Origin of the sequence: Nakamurella deserti (genome assembly GCF_003260015.1) — a bacterium.
Taxonomy (GTDB): domain Bacteria; phylum Actinomycetota; class Actinomycetes; order Mycobacteriales; family Nakamurellaceae; genus Nakamurella; species Nakamurella deserti.
The window spans coordinates 2,665,138-2,680,856 of sequence record NZ_QCXS01000002.1; the positions used below are offsets into that span (position 1 = coordinate 2,665,138).

General features: G+C 72.4%; 15 protein-coding genes. 7 read left to right on the forward strand and 8 right to left on the reverse strand.

The window, feature by feature from the left end; all coding sequences use genetic code 11:
• Positions 1-49 precede the first annotated feature (49 nt).
• Positions 50-682, forward strand: a complete 633-nt coding sequence (locus DB033_RS12185) for a DUF1707 SHOCT-like domain-containing protein (protein ID WP_205843778.1) — start codon at positions 50-52, stop codon at positions 680-682.
• A gap of 28 nt (positions 683-710) precedes the next feature.
• The gene (locus tag DB033_RS12190; RefSeq protein WP_111766912.1) at positions 711-1,250 is read left to right on the forward strand and encodes a DUF1802 family protein; all 540 of its coding nucleotides are present in this window, start codon (positions 711-713) and stop codon (positions 1,248-1,250) included.
• A 6-nt stretch (positions 1,251-1,256) separates the two neighbouring features.
• On the opposite strand, the gene DB033_RS12195 is transcribed toward DB033_RS12190, so the two are convergent.
• From DB033_RS12195 to DB033_RS12210, 4 genes are all read right to left on the reverse strand, one after another.
• Positions 1,257-3,134, reverse strand: coding sequence for a Na+/H+ antiporter (locus tag DB033_RS12195; RefSeq protein ID WP_111766913.1), 1,878 nt, complete (start codon positions 3,132-3,134; stop codon positions 1,257-1,259).
• A 129-nt stretch (positions 3,135-3,263) separates the two neighbouring features.
• Complete coding sequence (locus tag DB033_RS12200; protein WP_111766914.1) at positions 3,264-3,557, reverse strand: hypothetical protein; 294 nt, start codon at positions 3,555-3,557, stop codon at positions 3,264-3,266.
• A 46-nt stretch (positions 3,558-3,603) separates the two neighbouring features.
• Positions 3,604-4,983, reverse strand: coding sequence for a serine hydrolase domain-containing protein (locus DB033_RS12205; protein ID WP_111766915.1), 1,380 nt, complete (start codon positions 4,981-4,983; stop codon positions 3,604-3,606).
• A 58-nt stretch (positions 4,984-5,041) separates the two neighbouring features.
• The gene (locus DB033_RS12210; protein ID WP_240615851.1) at positions 5,042-5,656 is read right to left on the reverse strand and encodes a LysE/ArgO family amino acid transporter; all 615 of its coding nucleotides are present in this window, start codon (positions 5,654-5,656) and stop codon (positions 5,042-5,044) included.
• An 88-nt stretch (positions 5,657-5,744) separates the two neighbouring features.
• Between DB033_RS12210 and DB033_RS12215 the strand changes: the two genes are divergently transcribed.
• Positions 5,745-6,629 (forward strand): LysR family transcriptional regulator ArgP, encoded by an 885-nt coding sequence (locus DB033_RS12215; protein ID WP_170315527.1) that lies wholly within the window; start codon positions 5,745-5,747, stop codon positions 6,627-6,629.
• An 84-nt stretch (positions 6,630-6,713) separates the two neighbouring features.
• On the opposite strand, the gene DB033_RS12220 is transcribed toward DB033_RS12215, so the two are convergent.
• Together DB033_RS12220 and DB033_RS12225 are read right to left on the reverse strand one after the other, a co-directional pair.
• A complete protein-coding gene (locus DB033_RS12220; RefSeq protein ID WP_111766918.1) occupies positions 6,714-7,394 on the reverse strand; it encodes a YitT family protein in 681 nt (226 codons plus the stop codon).
• 47 nt (positions 7,395-7,441) lie between these two features.
• A complete protein-coding gene (locus DB033_RS12225) occupies positions 7,442-8,548 on the reverse strand; it encodes a histidinol-phosphate transaminase (protein WP_111766919.1) in 1,107 nt (368 codons plus the stop codon).
• Between the two features lie 99 nt (positions 8,549-8,647).
• Between DB033_RS12225 and DB033_RS12230 the strand changes: the two genes are divergently transcribed.
• Positions 8,648-9,115: an Lrp/AsnC family transcriptional regulator gene (locus tag DB033_RS12230; RefSeq protein ID WP_111767450.1), complete on the forward strand. Its 468-nt coding sequence runs from the start codon at positions 8,648-8,650 to the stop codon at positions 9,113-9,115.
• A gap of 1,705 nt (positions 9,116-10,820) precedes the next feature.
• On the opposite strand, the gene DB033_RS12240 is transcribed toward DB033_RS12230, so the two are convergent.
• Positions 10,821-11,585 (reverse strand): HNH endonuclease family protein, encoded by a 765-nt coding sequence (locus DB033_RS12240; protein WP_111767451.1) that lies wholly within the window; start codon positions 11,583-11,585, stop codon positions 10,821-10,823.
• Positions 11,586-12,014: 429 nt separating this feature from the next.
• Between DB033_RS12240 and DB033_RS12245 the strand changes: the two genes are divergently transcribed.
• Positions 12,015-13,142: an inositol-3-phosphate synthase gene (locus DB033_RS12245; RefSeq protein WP_111766921.1), complete on the forward strand. Its 1,128-nt coding sequence runs from the start codon at positions 12,015-12,017 to the stop codon at positions 13,140-13,142.
• Positions 13,143-13,204: 62 nt separating this feature from the next.
• On the opposite strand, the gene DB033_RS12250 is transcribed toward DB033_RS12245, so the two are convergent.
• The gene (locus tag DB033_RS12250; protein WP_111766922.1) at positions 13,205-13,996 is read right to left on the reverse strand and encodes an SDR family NAD(P)-dependent oxidoreductase; all 792 of its coding nucleotides are present in this window, start codon (positions 13,994-13,996) and stop codon (positions 13,205-13,207) included.
• A 333-nt stretch (positions 13,997-14,329) separates the two neighbouring features.
• Here DB033_RS12250 and DB033_RS12255 point away from each other — a divergent pair, with 333 nt between their 5' ends.
• Positions 14,330-15,085: a ZIP family metal transporter gene (locus DB033_RS12255; RefSeq protein WP_111766923.1), complete on the forward strand. Its 756-nt coding sequence runs from the start codon at positions 14,330-14,332 to the stop codon at positions 15,083-15,085.
• Positions 15,082-15,681, forward strand: a complete 600-nt coding sequence (locus tag DB033_RS12260) for a phosphatase PAP2 family protein (protein WP_111766924.1) — start codon at positions 15,082-15,084, stop codon at positions 15,679-15,681. The genes DB033_RS12255 and DB033_RS12260 overlap by 4 nt, the downstream gene beginning before the upstream one ends.
• The last annotated feature ends 38 nt before the right edge of the window (positions 15,682-15,719 follow it).

Here is a 15,719-nt window from a genome sequence, read left to right on the forward strand (position 1 = left end):
GGTCGGCACCGCCGCCCCGGCGCCGCGTCCGGCGATTACGATCTGGGGCGTGTCCGACGACCTGGTTCCCGGTGCCCACCCCGGCCGGCTGCGCGCCTCCGACGCCGATCGCGAGCGCGTCGCCCGCGCGTTGCAGGTCGCGGTGGCCGAAGGCCGGTTGACCATGGACGAACTGCAGGAGCGGCTCGACGTCGTCTACGCCTCCAGGACCGTCGGCGAGCTCGAGCCGTTGACCCACGACCTGCCCGAGCCCGTGCGACTGACCGCACCCACGCCGAGCGCCGGAGGGCCGTCCGGCGGGCTCGTCGGCGGCGCCCCGACCTCGTCGGCGGCGATCGCGGTGATGTCCGGGTCGGAGCGCAAGGGTCTGTGGGTGGTACCGCGACAGTTCACCGCCGTCGCGTTCTGGGGCGGGGTCGAGCTCGACCTCACCCAGGCCCGGTACGCCGAGCGGGAGGTGACGATCACCGCGGTGGCCATCATGGGCGGGATCGAGATCGTCGTGTCACCCGACACCACCGTGATCGTCAGCGGGGTCGGGATCATGGGCGCGTTCGAGGACAAGGCCCGCTGCCAGGGCCGCCCGGGCGGACCGGTGGTCCGGATCAACGGCCTCGCGTTCTGGGGCGGTGTCGAGGTCCGGCGCCCCGAGGACACCGAGACCCGCGAGCTGGAGCGCTGAGCCGCTCCGTGCCGCCCGCACCGGACCCGTGACACCGGCTCTGAAGGAGTGGGGTGCGGCGGTCCACGCACTGCTCGCCGGGCGGCAGACGGTGCTGCTGCGCAAGGGCGGCATCCACGAGAAGCGCTTCGCCGTCGGCGCGTCCCGGTTCCTGCTGTTCCCGACGTACGTCCACACCCACGCCGGGTCGACCCGGCCGGAGTTCGCGCACCTGCTGGCTCCCGGCGCCGCCGACGCGACCCCGGAGGCGCTGACGATCCGGGCGGCCGCCGAGGTCGTCGCGGCGATCCCGGTCGTGCGGCCCGACGACATCGGCGCACTGGAGCCGTTGCACCTGTGGACGACGGAGTCCGTGCGACGTCACCGGGTGGACTTCCGGCCGCGGCACCGGCTCACGGCGCTCGTCGTCCACGTCACCCCGCTGCCCGCGCCGGTGGTCCTACCGCGGCTCCCGGCGTACGGCGGCTGCGTCAGCTGGCTGGAGCTTGACCTGCCGTTGCCGGTCGCGACGCCGGTGCCGGCCGGACTGCGGGCCGTCGCCGACCGGGTCCGCGCCGCGGTCGGCTGAGCCCGTTCAGCCGATGAGGTCGTCCACGTAACACCAGCGCCAGGCCTCGCCGGGCTCGATGCTGCGCATCACCGCGTGCCCGGTCTCGGCGTAGTGCCGGTCGGCGTGCCTGCCCACCGACGAGTCGCAGCATCCGACGTTGCCGCAGCTCAGGCACATCCGCAGGTGCACCGGCTGGGTGTGCTCCCGGATGCAGTCCTCGCACACCCCGGCGCTCTTGGGTTTCAGCGACACCGGTGCATGCGTCAGGTGGTCGCAGCCGCCGCGCAGTGGCTCCGGGGCGAGCAGCACGTCGTCGCGGTCCGGCGCCAGATCGGGCTCGGCCCAACTGGTGACCAGCGCCTCCTCGACGTCGAGCACCTCCAGCACGTCACTGAGCACCTTGGGCGGCAGGTGCCCCTCGCTGCGCAGCTCGAGCACCTTGTCCCGCTCCGCCTGCAGCATGGTCAGCCGCAGGGAACGGAAACGCTGGCTGGGGGTCTCGCCGTCGGACTCCGGGCGACCGAGCAGCTCCCAGGCGGTCAACCGACGTTGTTCCATCCGCTGTCGCAGGCTGTGCACGATGTCCGGCGGGTCGTCCGGTAGGCGTTCGCTCTCCAGCTTCGCCAGTCCCGCCTCCGCCGTCTCCTGCAGCACCACCGCCTGCTGCAGCAGATCCTCCCGTGGGTCGGTGCCGCGGACCTTCAACCGCCGGACCAGCGTCGGCAGTGTGAAGCCCTGCAGGATCAGCGTGCCGAACACCACCATCAGGGCGGCCAGCACCAGGACCGGCTGATGCGGGACGTCCTCGGGGATGGCGAACACCGCGGCCAGCGTGACCACGCCGCGCATCCCGGCCCACGAGATGATCGTCGGGTAGGTCAGCGGCGGAGCCGGGTCGTTGCGCCGTACCGCCGGGATGAGCCGGGGCAGGTACGTCGCCGGGAACACCCACAGCGGCCGCAGCACCAGGACGGCGAGCAGCACCGCGGCGCACCCCCACCAGATCCGTGTCGTGCCCAGCGAGTCGGTCTCGGCGGCTTCCACGATCTGCCGCACCTGCAGACCGATGAGCAAAAACACCGAGTTCTCCAGCAGGAACTGCACGGTCGCCCAGTTGATCCGCTCCGACAGCCGCGCGGTACCGGACTGGGTGACCGGTGACTTGTGCCCGATCAGCAGACCGGCGACGACGACGGCGAGCACCCCGGAGGCGTGGATCTCCTCGGCGGCCACGTACGCCACGAACGGCACGGTGAACGACACCGCGGTGGAGATGAGCACGTCCTCGATGTGCGGACGGAGCTTGACGATCACGAACGCCACGGCCAGCCCGATCACCACGCCGCCGCCGGCCGCGAGGACGAAGTTGGCGGCGATCTGCCAGGCGGCGACCGTGCCGCTGATCGAGGCGACCGCGGTGCGCAGGACCACGATGGCGGTGGCGTCGTTGACCAGCGACTCGCCCTCGAGGATGTCGACGACCCGCCGCGGCATGCCGATCCGGCGGGCCACCGCGGTGGCGGCCACCGCGTCCGGCGGCGCGACCACGGCGCCGAGGGCGAACGCGGCGGCCCAGCCGATGTCCAGCGCCTGGTGGGCGACCACGCCGACGCCGAGCGTGGAGAAGATGACGTAGCCCACCGACAGCAACCCGATCGAGCGCCGGTTCTGCCGGAAGCTCACCAGCGACGTCCGGATGGCGGCGGCGTACAGCAGCGGCGGCAGCAGCCCGACCAGCACGATCTCCTCGGTCAGGGTGACGTCCGGGACGAACGGGAGGTACGAGCCGACCACCCCGACCAGGACCAGGATCAGCGGCGGGGAGAGTCTCAGTCGGTCGCAGACGGCGGTGACGAGGCACACCACCGCGACCAGGGCCACGAGGCCGAGAGCGATGTTCACGACAGGCAGTGTCGCACCGGGGTGTCGCGGGCCCGTCTCCCCGGTGCGACGTTCCGCTCTCGGCGCAGGCGCAACGCCACGACCGCCCCGGTGGTTCGACCCGGCAGCCGGCCCCGCCGACCGTGCCGATCAGGCGGAACGGCGGGTGCGGCGGTTGTGGATCACCACCGGCAGGGTGGCCGCGGCGGACAGCACGGCGAAGACCCCGAACGCCCAGACGCCGATCCGGACCTGCATCGCGGCGCACCCGAGGACCAGCAGGAAGAAGCCGACCGCCGGGACGACGACGGTCCGGCGCAGCTGGGCCGGGCGGGCGTTCGGGAACAGCTCCAGCGTCCGTCCGGGATTCGCCCGGGTGCGGTCGACGTTGGACAGCGCCAGCAGCGCGCACCCGACGAGCGCCGCGACGATGCGCCACGTCACCGGCGCCCACCTGCGGACCGGTCGACGGCGGACGGCGTGGTGCGGCTCAGGACGGCATCCGCAGCGCGGCCAGCGGGGTGGTCCACAACGGTGCGCTGACCCAGTGGGCGGTGAACTCCGACGCCCCCGCCGGCACCCGCAGCTGCAGACGGTGCGGGGTCTCGAGGAAGACCAGGTCGATCGCCTGCACCCCGTCGACCATCGCGCCGGACGCGGCGACCACGTCGGTGACGGCCCACTCCCCCTGTCCCACGGCGTACTCCAGCGTCCGCTCGCCCTCGGTCAGCACGACGCGCACACCGGCCGGGTCTCCGGTCACCCGCAGCCCGGACACCGTGGGCTGGTCGTTCCCGGCGGCCGCGGTGAGGGTGCGTCCGTCGGCGACCAGCGCCTCCCCGGTCACCACCGGCAGGGTGAGGTGCGCGAGCCGGGCGGCCAGTGCCTCGTCGGCCGCCGCGGAGCCCGGACCGGCCAGGGCGGGCAGCACGTGCTCCCACACCAGGTCCAGCACCGACTGCATCTGCGGCGTCTGCGAGGTGATCGCCAGCACGGTGTCGTGCTCGGGCAGCACGATGCAGTACTGCCCGTAGGCGCCGTCGCCCCGGTACCCGTGCCGGGCCATCCAGAATTGGTACCCGTAGCCCTGCTGCCAGTCGGGGTTGCCCTCGGCGGCGGTGCTGACCTGCGGCCGGGTGGCCTCGTCCACCCACGACGCGGGCAGCAGCTGCCGGTCGCCCCAGCGGCCGCGCTGCAGGTACAGCACACCGAGCGCGGCGATCGCCTCCGTCACCGCGTGCAGGCCGGAGTAGCCGATCTCGCGGCCGGACGCGTCCCGCTGCCAACCGACCTCCCCGATGCCCAGCGGCTCGAACAGCCGCGGCCGCAGCCACTCGGTCAGCGAGCCGCCGCTGACCCGCTGCACGATGGCCCCGACGGTGAAGGTGCAGGGCTGGCTGTAGGCGAACACGGTGCCGGGTTCGCCGTCGGGCGGCAGCAGCAGGAAACCCCGCACCAGGTCGACCGGATCGACGTCCTTCGCCGGCTCCAGCATGTCGACCGGATGCCCGGCGGCCATCGCGGCGAGATGGCGCACCGTGAGCGCCCGGCTGCGGGGGTCGGTGATGTCGGCGTCGAGTTCCGGGAAATGACCGAGCACCGTCGCGTCCAGGTCGACCAGCCCTTCGGCGACGGCGAAGCCCAGCGCGGTCGAGGTGAAGCTCTTGCTCAGCGAGTAGAGCAGGTGCACCCGGTCCGGTGCGTACGGCGCCCACCAACCCTCCGCGACCACCGTCCCGCCGCGGATCAGCATCAGGCTGTGCGGGTCGATCCCCGGCGTGGAGGTGAGGGCGTCGACGAAGGCGCTGATGCCGGCGGCGTCGACGCCGGCCGCGGACGGGGTGCTGCGGGGCAGAGCTGAGCCGGACATGCTTCTCCTCGGTCGGACGGCCCGGGTGCGGGCCGCCGCCGATCATCGCACCCGCAGATCAGGCGGAGACGACCAGCGACACCGCGAGGGCGGTCATGACGACGGCGATCACCGCGTCGAGGACCTGCCAGGCCCGCGGCCGGGCGAAGACCGGCCGGAGGTAGCGGGCGCCGAAACCCAGCGTGGCGAACCACGCGACGCTGGCCAGCGCCGCGCCGCCGGCGAACGACCAGCGGCGATCGCCGTGGGTGCCGGCGATGGACCCCAGCAACACCACGGTGTCGAGGTAGACGTGCGGATTGAGCCAGGTGAGCGCCAGCGCGGTCGCCACCGCGGCGCCCAGGGCGGTGGCCCGCCCGGTGGTGTCGGTGGTGAGGGTGCCGCCCCGGACGGCGCGGCGGGCGGCCAGGAGTCCGTAGCCGAGGAGGAACGCCGCGCCGGCGTACCGGACCACCGTCAGCACCCACGGGACCGCCGAGACGACCGCTCCGGCACCGGCGACACCCGCCGCGATGAGCACGATGTCGGACACCGCGCAGATCGCCACCACCGCGGCGACGTGCTCACCGCGCAACCCCTGGCGCAGTACGAAGGCGTTCTGGGCGCCGATGGCGACGATGAGGGACAGGCCGAAGCCGAGGCCGGCCAGGGCGGCGAGGAGGGAGGTGGTCACGGGCGCCCACGCTAGGAGCGCACACCGACGACAGTCCAGCTCATGATTTTCACCGACCATGAGAGATGCTTCATCTACTGTCGGCGCCGTGGATCTCGACCTCATGCAGCTCCGGGCGTTGAGCGCGGTGGCCGACGCCGGCACGCTCGACGCGGCCGCGCGGCAGCTGCACGTGACCCCGTCGGCGGTCAGTCAGCGCCTCAAGGCGCTCGAAACGGCGACCGGCCGGGTGTTGTTGATCCGCAGCAGACCGGTGCGGCTGACCGACTCCGGCCGCGCGGTGGTCAGGCTGGCCCGCCAGCTGGACCTGCTGGCGGCCGACACCGCCGCTCAGCTGGGCACCGACGATCGCCCGGGCCGTCCGCCCGTGCTGCCGATCGCGGTCAACGCCGACTCGCTGGCGACGTGGGTGTTGCCGACCCTGGCGCCGCTGGCCGACAGCATCGGCTTCGATCTGCGGTGCGACGACGAGTCGCACACCAGTGCGCTGTTGCGGGACGGCACGGTGATGGGCGCGGTCACCACACAGGCCGAGCCCGTGCCGGGATGCAGCGTGGTGCGGCTCGGTGGGCTGCGGTACCGGCCCGTCGCGTCACCGGCCTTCGTCGCCCGCTGGTTCGCCGACGGGCCCACCCGGGACGCCCTGGCGCACGCACCGATGCTCGTCTTCGACCGGAAGGACACCCTGCAGCACCGCTACCTCGAGCAGCGTTTCCGCACGCCGCCGACCCCGCCGACGCACGCGATCCCGGCGTCGTCACAGTTCGTCGAGGCGGCCGTGGCCGGCTTCGGCTGGGGGCTGCTCCCCCGGCTGCAGACCCGCGAGCTGCTCGACGCGGCCGCTCTCGTGGAGTTCGACCGCCGTCACCGAGTCGCGGTGACCCTGTACTGGCAGCAGTGGAAGCTCCGGTCACCGGCCTTGGACCGGGTGGCCGCGGCGCTGCGGGCCGGCGCCGCCGCCCGGCTCGACTGAGGTCGGGTCGCGCTCCGTCGCCGCCACGACGACGGTCCTGGGGCGGAGGCCGCCGGTCGCCCGACCTCCGGCGCCCGGCGGGGCTCAGAGCCCCTGGTACCGGCCCGGCCGGTGGTTGAGCGCCAGCACCAGGTTCAGCACCACCGCGCCGGCCGCCGACAGCAGGACACCGAGCGGGGTCACCACGGTCAGCGCGACGGTGACGACCGTGACGTCCAGCGCCATCTGGACGTACCCCGCGCGCCAGCCCAGTCGCTCCTGCAGGATCAGCGCGAGGATGTTGAACCCGCCCAGGCTGGCCTTGTGGCGGAACAGGATGAGCAGCCCCACCCCGGCCATGAGGTTCCCGAGGATGACCGCGTACACCGGGTCGAGCCGCTGCAGATCCACCACCGCAGGGTGCAGCGAGGAGAACACGCCGACGAGACCGACGGCCAGCGCCGTCCGGACGGTGAAGTCCAGGCCCTTCTTCCACAACGCCAGCGCGAAGAACGGCACGTTGACGAGGAAGAACACCGCACCGAAGGGCAACGGCACCAGGTAGCTCAGCAGCAGTGCGAGACCGGCCGTGCCGCCGGTGACGGCCCCCGCCGTCTTGAGCAGGAACAGCCCGAAGGACGCGAGCAGCGTCCCGGTGACCAGCCCCATCACGTCCTCGAACAGCGTGTGCTTCGGTGCCACCGGGAACGGGGCGGGTACGGCCGGGGTGGTGTCGGCGATGGTGGCGGTAGCGGTGGTGGTGGTGTCGCTGGTGGTGCGGTTCATCGGGCGCGTCCTTCGGTGCTGCGGGTGGTGTCGTCAGGAGTGACGGGTCAGTCGGGAAAGCGGCCGCGGTCGCTCAGCACGGCGAGCACCCGGTCGTCGGTGGCCCGGTCGGCCAGCGAGATGCGGACCCCGTCCCCGGCGTAGCCCCGGACCAGGATGTCGGCGTCGGCGAGGGTGTCGACGAGGCGGGCGCGCAGGGTGTCGTCGGCCCGGAGCCAGACGAAGTTGGCCTCGCTGTCGGGCAGCTGCCAGCCGGCGGACCGCAGCGCATCGGTGACGCGGCGGCGCTCGGCCACCACGGCGGCCACCCGGTCACGCATCTCGCCCACCGCATCGAGCGACGCGATGGCCGCGCGCTGGGCGAGACCACTGACGGCGAAGGGGATCCCGGTGCGTCGGAGGCCGTCGGCGAGGGCCGGCCGGGCCACGGCGTACCCGACCCGGAGCCCGGCCAGGCCGTACGCCTTGCTGAAGGTCCGCAACACGCAGACGTTCCCGTGCGCCCGGAACACCGCCATCGCGTCGATGGTGTCGGGCCGGGTGGCGTACTCCACGTAGGCCTCGTCGAGGACGACCAGCACGGAGGCGGGCACCCCGGCCAGGAACCGGTCGAGCTCACCGGCGCTGATCGAGACGCCGGTCGGGTTGTTGGGCGAGCAGAGGACCACGACGCGGGTGCGGTCGGTGATCGCCGCGGCCATCGCGTCGAGGTCGTGGCTCTCGTCGGCGCGCAGCGGCACGCCCACCGAGCGCGCACCGGCCAGGCTGACCAGGATCGGGTACGCCTCGAACGAGCGCCACGCATGCACGACCTCGTCGCCGGCGTCGCACAGCGCGGTGACGATCTGCTGCAGCACTCCGACACTGCCCGGCCCGACCGCGATCTCGTCGACCGTGGCGCCGAGGTGCGCGGCGATCCGCTCGCGCAGCTCGACCGCCCCCATGTCGGGATACCGGTTGATGCGCAGCGCCTGCTCCCGGACCACGTCGACGACCGACGGCAGGGGCGGGTAGTGGCTCTCGTTGGAGGCCAGCGCCGCGGTCAGCTCGGAGACCGAGCGGCGGCCGGCGAGGTAGGCGGGCAACCCCGCGACGGCCGCCCGCAGAGCCGGGGCGGCGGGATCGAGCCGGTCGACCAGCACGGAAGATGTCATGGCTCCAGTGTGTCTCCGTACCGCACTCTGCACAACACGCGGCGGAAATGTTGCGCATTGTGGCACCTTACGCTGACAATTTGTGTCAGAATGCTCACCATGGACCGCATCGATCCCCTGGACGCCCGCATCCTGCTCGCGCTGGACGACGATCCCGAGGCGACCACCCTCGCTCTGGCCCGGTCGCTGGGCATCGCCCGCAACACGGTGCACGCCCGGCTGCGCCGACTGACCGACGGGGGCGCCCTGCGCGGCTTCAGCCGCCGGGTCGACCCGGTGGCCCTGGGCTACGACCTGGTCGCGTTCGTCTCCGTCGCCATCAGCCAGGCGTCCGGCGGCAGCGCCGTCGCGGGGCTGCGGACGCTGCCCGAGGTCGTGGAGATCCACGCGATGACCGGCGAGTACGACTTCCTGGTGAAGGTCGTCGCCCGCGACACCCCCGACCTGCTGCGGATCACCAACATGATGCTGACGATCGACGGGGTGGTGCGGACCAACACCGCCATCTCGCTCGTCGAGGCGATGCCGATGCGCATCCGGCCGCTGCTGGAGGCGGCGGCCGGGTGACGGTAGCGGGGCGACGGCACCGGGCGGTACCGGGTGCCGGGGCCCGACGGCGGGCTGGGTCTGCTCAACGGACCGCGATCCGCGCACCATGCAGGACTTGCGCACCTACATCCGGTGGGCAGACCCGCAGATCCCGGACGCGGCGCTGAACTCACGGTCGACCACGCGGATCTGCCGCACGAACCGGGATCCACGCACCCTGCAGGACGGGCAGTCCCACATTCGATGGGCACACCCGCAGACCCCGGACACAGACGCTGAACTCACCGGCGGCGCCGAATCTGCCGCACCAACCTGAATCCACGCACCCTGCAGGACGGGCACACCCGCATCCGATGGGCACAACCGCAGAACCCGACGAGGCGCCGGCACTCACGCATCGACCACGCCGAATGTGCCGCACCAATCCGGATGTACGCACCCTCCAGGACAGGCACACCCGCATCCGATGGGCACACCCGCAGACCCCGGACACAGACGCTGAACTCACCGTCGGCGCCGGATCTGCCGCACCAACCTGGATCAACGCACCCTGCAGGACAGGCACACCCACATCCGATGAGCAGACCCGAAAATCAGGACGTGGCGCGCGAGCTCCCAGATCGACGACGCCAGATCTACCGCACCAACCTGGATCAACGCACCCTGCAGGACAGGCACACCCACATCCGATGAGCAGACCCGCAGAACCCCGACGAGGCGCCGGCACTCACGCATCGACCACGCCGAATCTGCCGCACCGATCCGGATGTACGCACCCTCCAGGACAGGCACACCCACATCCGGTAGGCAAACCCCGGGGCATCCGGACGAGGTGCCGGGGGTCGAACGAGTAGCCGAGTCTGCTCAACGAACCGGGACCCACGCCCCCTGACGAGCACCTTCCCATCCGATGGGTACAACCGCGGGACCCCGGCGGGGCGCCGGCACTCACGGATCGACCACGCCGGATCTGCCGCACGAACCGGGATTTACGCACCCTGCAGGACAGGCACACCCACATCCGATGGGCAAACCCCGCAGAATTCGGACGGAGGCGCTGAATCCATGTCGACCACGCCGGATCTGCCGCACCAACCGGGACCAACGCACCCTGCAGGACAGGCACACCCACATCCGATGAGCAGACCCCGGACACAGACGCTGAACTCACCGTCGGCGCCGGATGTGGCGCACGAACCGGGATCCACGCATCCTGCAGGACAGGCACACCCGCATTCGATGGGCAGACCCGCAGACACAGACGCTGAACTCACGGTCGGCGCCGAATCTGCCGCACGAACCTGGATCTACGCACCCTGCAGGACAGGCACACCCGAATCCGATGGGCACACCGGCAAAGTCGGCACAAGGCGCCCGAGCTCATGATCGACCACGCCGGATATGCCGCACCAACCTGGATCAACGCACCCTGCAGGACGGGCACACCCACATCCGTTCGGCAGACCCGCAGATTTTAGACGCGGCGCTGAACTCGCGGTCGACGCCGAATCTGCCGCACCAACCTGGATCAACGCACCCTGTAGGACCGGCACGCCCACATTCGATGGGCAAACCCGAGGATTGCGGACGAGGTGCCCGGGTGGAACGAGGGGGCCAGGTCCGCTCAACGAACCGGGATCCACGCACCCTGCAGGACGAGCACACCCAGATCCGACGGTCACACCCGCGGACCTCGAACGGTCCGCGCCGACCCGAGCTGAGATCAGCGCACCGGCTGCGGGATGTCGTCGCCGACCGGCAGCGGCTGTCCGGGGCAGGTGGCGAGCACCGTTTCCATCGCGGCGGCCTCGGCGGGGGTGACCCAGAATCCGTAGGCGGTCTTGACCGCGATCTGGCGGGCCACGTAGGCGCAGCGGTAGGAGGCGTTCGGCGGTAGCCAGGCGGCGGCGTCGTCGTCGCCCTTGGCCTGGTTCACCGGGCCGGCCACGGCCAGCAGACCGAGCGGGTCACCGGCGAAGTCCTGCCGCGCCTGTGCGGTCAACCGCTGGGCGCCGGTCCGCCAGGCGTTGGACAGCGCGACCACGTGGTCGATCTGGACGGCCGCCGACGTGTCGGCTCCACGGACGAACGCGATCGAGGCACCGCTGTACGGGTCCAGCAGGGTGCCGGTGAGCGGCACGCATCCCTGGGTCCCCGGTTTCACCACGACCGCGGCGAGGTCGCGCCGGATGACGTCCGAGCGCTGATCGCAGCCGTTGTGCCCACCGGGCGCGTCGACGTCGTCGGACCACCGCTGACCGAAGGCGTCCCGGGAGTACGGGGCGCTGCGCTCCCACTCGGCCACCGGCAGCCGGGACAACGCCGCCGCGGCCGCGCCGACGGACGTCGGGGCGGGCCCCGACCCGGTGGCGGACGTGGACGATGTGCCGACCACCGGTCCACTCGGCCACAGCCCGCATCCGGAGACCAGGCCCAGGATCGTCGCGGCCGCGGCGCACCGCCACCCCACCCGCGTCCGACCCGCCATGCGCACCGCCTTCCCTCCGGGCGACGTCCGCAGGGCCGCGGCGTCACGCACCGCCGAGGGCGCGAGGGACGGTCGCGCGTCGATCGTCCCCCCGCATCCCACCATCCGCCGGGACCGCCCGGGATCAAATGGCTACGGCGAGCCCCACCGGACGCCCAGGTCGGCACGGCGACGTGCGGGTCGTCGTGACCGCCCGTCCGGGGGCACCGTCCGGCTCGGCGGTCACCGCGCACCGCCGGCCCAGGGTGCACCGACCGGCCCGGCGTCCGGCAGCGCGTGAGCGACCGCTGTACGACCGGGCGGCGACCCGGTCGGGTCGATTCGGACCGCCGGCCCAGTAGTGACATTCGTGCAGCTATGTCAGGTGACATGGAGCCAGGCTTGTAACATCGGGGCACCCGCCCGACCCCGTCTGCCTGGAGTATCCCGATGACCACAGCCTCACCCGCGGCCGCCGAGGCGTCCGCCACGCCGTCTGCGCACCCGATCCGCGTCGCCATCGTCGGCGTCGGAAACTGCGCCTCCTCGCTCGTGCAGGGTGTGGAGTACTACCGCAACGCCGCTCCCGACAGCCGCGTCCCCGGGCTGATGCACGTCAGCTTCGGCGACTACCACGTCTCGGATCTGGAGTTCGTGGCCGCCTTCGACGTCGACGCCAAGAAGGTCGGCACCGATCTCTCCGAGGCGATCTCGGCCTCGCAGAACAACACCATCCGCATCGCCGACGTCCCGCCGACCGGTGTCGTCGTGCAGCGTGGCGTCACCCTGGACGGCCTCGGCCGCTACTACCGGGAGACGATCGGGGAGTCCGACGCCGAGCCGGTCGACATGGTCGCCGCACTCCGCGAGGCCCGCGCCGACGTGCTCGTCTGCTACCTGCCGGTCGGCTCCGAGGACGCGGTGCAGCACTACGCGCAGGCGGCCATCGACGCGAAGGTGGCGTTCGTGAACGCCCTGCCGGTGTTCATCGCGGGCACCCCCGCCTGGGCCGAGAAGTTCCGTGCGGCCGGGGTTCCCGTCATCGGGGACGACATCAAGAGCCAGGTCGGCGCCACGATCACGCACCGGGTGCTGGCGAAGCTGTTCGAGGACCGGGGCGTCACCCTGGACCGCACCATGCAGCTCAACGTCGGCGGCAACATGGACTTCAAGAACATGCTCGAGCGCGACCGCCTCGAGTCGAAGAAGATCTCCAAGACCCAGTCGGTGACCAGCCAGGTGCCCCGCGAGATGGGCCGGGACAACGTCCACATCGGCCCGTCGGACCACGTCCCGTGGCTCACCGACCGCAAGTGGGCCTACGTCCGGCTCGAGGGTCGCGCCTTCGGTGACGCACCGCTGTCACTGGAGTACAAGCTCGAGGTCTGGGACTCCCCCAACTCGGCCGGCGTCATCATCGACGCGATCCGCGCCGCGAAGATCGCCCTGGACCGCGGCATCGGTGGCCCCGTCGAGAGCGCCAGCGCCTACTTCATGAAGTCGCCGCCGGTGCAGTACGGCGACGACGACGCCCGCGAGAACGTCGAGCGCTTCATCCGCGGCGAGATCGACTTCTGAGTGCGGCGGCCCGGCGGGAGGACATCCACGGACGCTCCCGTCCGGGCCGCGGTCTCACGGCGTCACACGCTCTCGGGCTTGGTCATCCCGGCGTGCATCCTGGCCTTGGCGGTGTCCGACAGCACCGCGCCGCCGACGACCTGCGCCTTGTTCTTCAGCGACCCCGCGACGACCGAGTCCTTGCCCGCCATCAGAGCCTCGAAGCCGTCCTTCGCCACGTCGGCGGGGTCGTCCTTCTTCGCCTTGGCGACCGGAGTGTCGAGCATGTCGGCCGCGGCGAAGAAGTCGGTGTCGGTCGGCCCGGGCAGCAGCGCGGTGACGGTGACCCCGGTGTCCTTGACCTCGTGCCGGACGGCTTCGGCGAACGACTGCACGAACGCCTTGGACGCCGCGTAGGTCGCGTAGTAGGGGCCCGGCATCGTCGCCGCCACCGACGAGGTGAACAGGATCCGGCCCTCGCCACGCTCGATCATCGCCGGCAGCAGCCGCTTGGCGAAGTGCACCGGAGCGGTGATGTTGACCGCGATCAGGCGGATCTCGTCCGCCAGCGGGATGTCGACGAAGCGGCCGCCGTTCGCGAACCCGGCGTTGAGTGCCGCCGCCGCGAGCGGTCGGCCCGTCGCGGCGACGGCCTCGAGCACCGTCTCCGCTCCACCGGGGACCTCGAGGTCCGCTCTCACCGGGATGACGGCCGCCCCGTCGACGGCGAGTCCGGCGGTGGCCTCGGCGATGTCGTCCTCGGCGGTGACCACGACGTCGAAGCCGTGGGTGAGGAACTGACGGGCCAACTCGAGCCCGATACCGCTGGAAGCGCCGGTCACGAGGGCGAGCGGGCGCGTGGATGCGTCGGTCATGGGGATCTCTCTCCGTACGACCGGGACCCGCCGACACCCGGGTGGGGCGGTCTCCCGGGGACCGGGCTCGAAGGGCTGCATGGTTCAACCCGGCCCGGTCGCGGACCGGCGCGCGACGCGCCCCCGGGCGGGGCGCCGTCACAGCCGGCCACCCAGGGGATACCCAGCCACCGGGGCGGGCGCACGCCGCCGGCCCGTCCCGCACGACGCCGGCACCGGATCGGGTACGACTGATCTGCACGTCGAACCCACGGCGGAACCGCCCGCGACCGGTCACCGGTCGCGGCCCAGCGGACGGCGCCGGTACGGCGACGTCAGGACCCGGAGTACGGCGTGTCTCTGTCTTTGCAGGCCGGCGCGTGGGGACTGGTGGCCGGACTGGCACTGGTGCTCGGCGCCCTGATCGCCTGGTTCGTCCGGGTACCACCGCGGGTGGTCGCCGGCGTGATGGCGTTCGGTGCGGGGGTGCTGATCTCGGCGCTGGCCTTCGACCTCGTCGACGAGGCCGAGACCCAGGGCGGGCTGGGCGCCACCATCGGTGGGTTCGTGGCGGGCGCCGTCGTCTACGTCGCGGCCAACGCGCTGCTGGCCCGGCGGGGGGCCCGGCACCGCAAGCGGTCCGGCGGTCAGCAGCCGTCGGAGCAGGAGCAGCAGGGCAGCGGCGCGGCCATCGCGATCGGCGCGCTGCTGGACGGCATCCCGGAGTCGGTGGTGCTGGGCCTGTCGCTGCTCGGCGGGCAGGGCGTCGGGATCGGGGTGCTGGCGGCCATCTTCATCTCCAACCTGCCGGAGGGCCTCAGCAGCGCGGCGGGCATGAAGGCGTCCGGGCGACGAGCCGGCTACGTCTTCGGGGTGTGGGGTGGCATCGCGGTCGCCAGCGGCCTGGCCGCGCTGGTCGGGGCGCTCACGCTGCAGGACGCCTCGCCGGCGACCGTCGCGGTGATCACCGCGATCGCCGCGGGCGCCATCCTCGCCATGCTCGCCGACACGATGATCCCGGAGGCGTTCGAGAAGGACCACGCCGCGACGGGTCTCATCACCGCCGCCGGGTTCCTGACGGCCTTCACCATCAGCCGGGCGGGCGGATGACCACGGGCCGGCGCCACCGGGCGGCGGCGACCGGGGCGTCCGTGCGGGCCATGGCCCGCCGCGCCGCGGCCGAGGTGGCCCGCTGGGACGACCTCGCCTTCCGCCGGCTCGCCACCGTGGAGAACGTGGTGCTCGACCGGGCCACCCCGGTGGTGACCCGGCTGTCCGACCATTCCGGGGTGTGGGTGCTGGTGGCCGCCGGGATGGCCGCCACCCGCCGGCCACCGGCCGTCCGCTCGGCGGCGCACGGGCTGGTCACCATCGCCGTGACCAGTCTCCTGGCCAACCAGGGCCTCAAGCGGGTGATCGTGCGCCGACGCCCACCGCGGCAGCTGGTGCCCGCAACGCGCCGGGCCCCGGCGAAGTCGTCGTCGAGCTTCCCCAGCGGGCACACGGCGTCGGCCATCGCGTTCCTCGTCGTCGTGGCGCGCCGCCGACGGCGCTCGACGGCTCCGCTCGCCGCGTCGGCCACCGTCGTCGGGCTGGCCCGGGTGAGCACCGGCCTGCACTACCCGAGCGATGTCCTGGCCGGTGCGGTGATCGGCGCCGTCATCGGGACGGCGTCCCGGCGGATGTGGCCCGGGTCGGCCTGGTGACCCCCGCGCGCCCGACCTGCGCGTGACGCTCCCGGCAG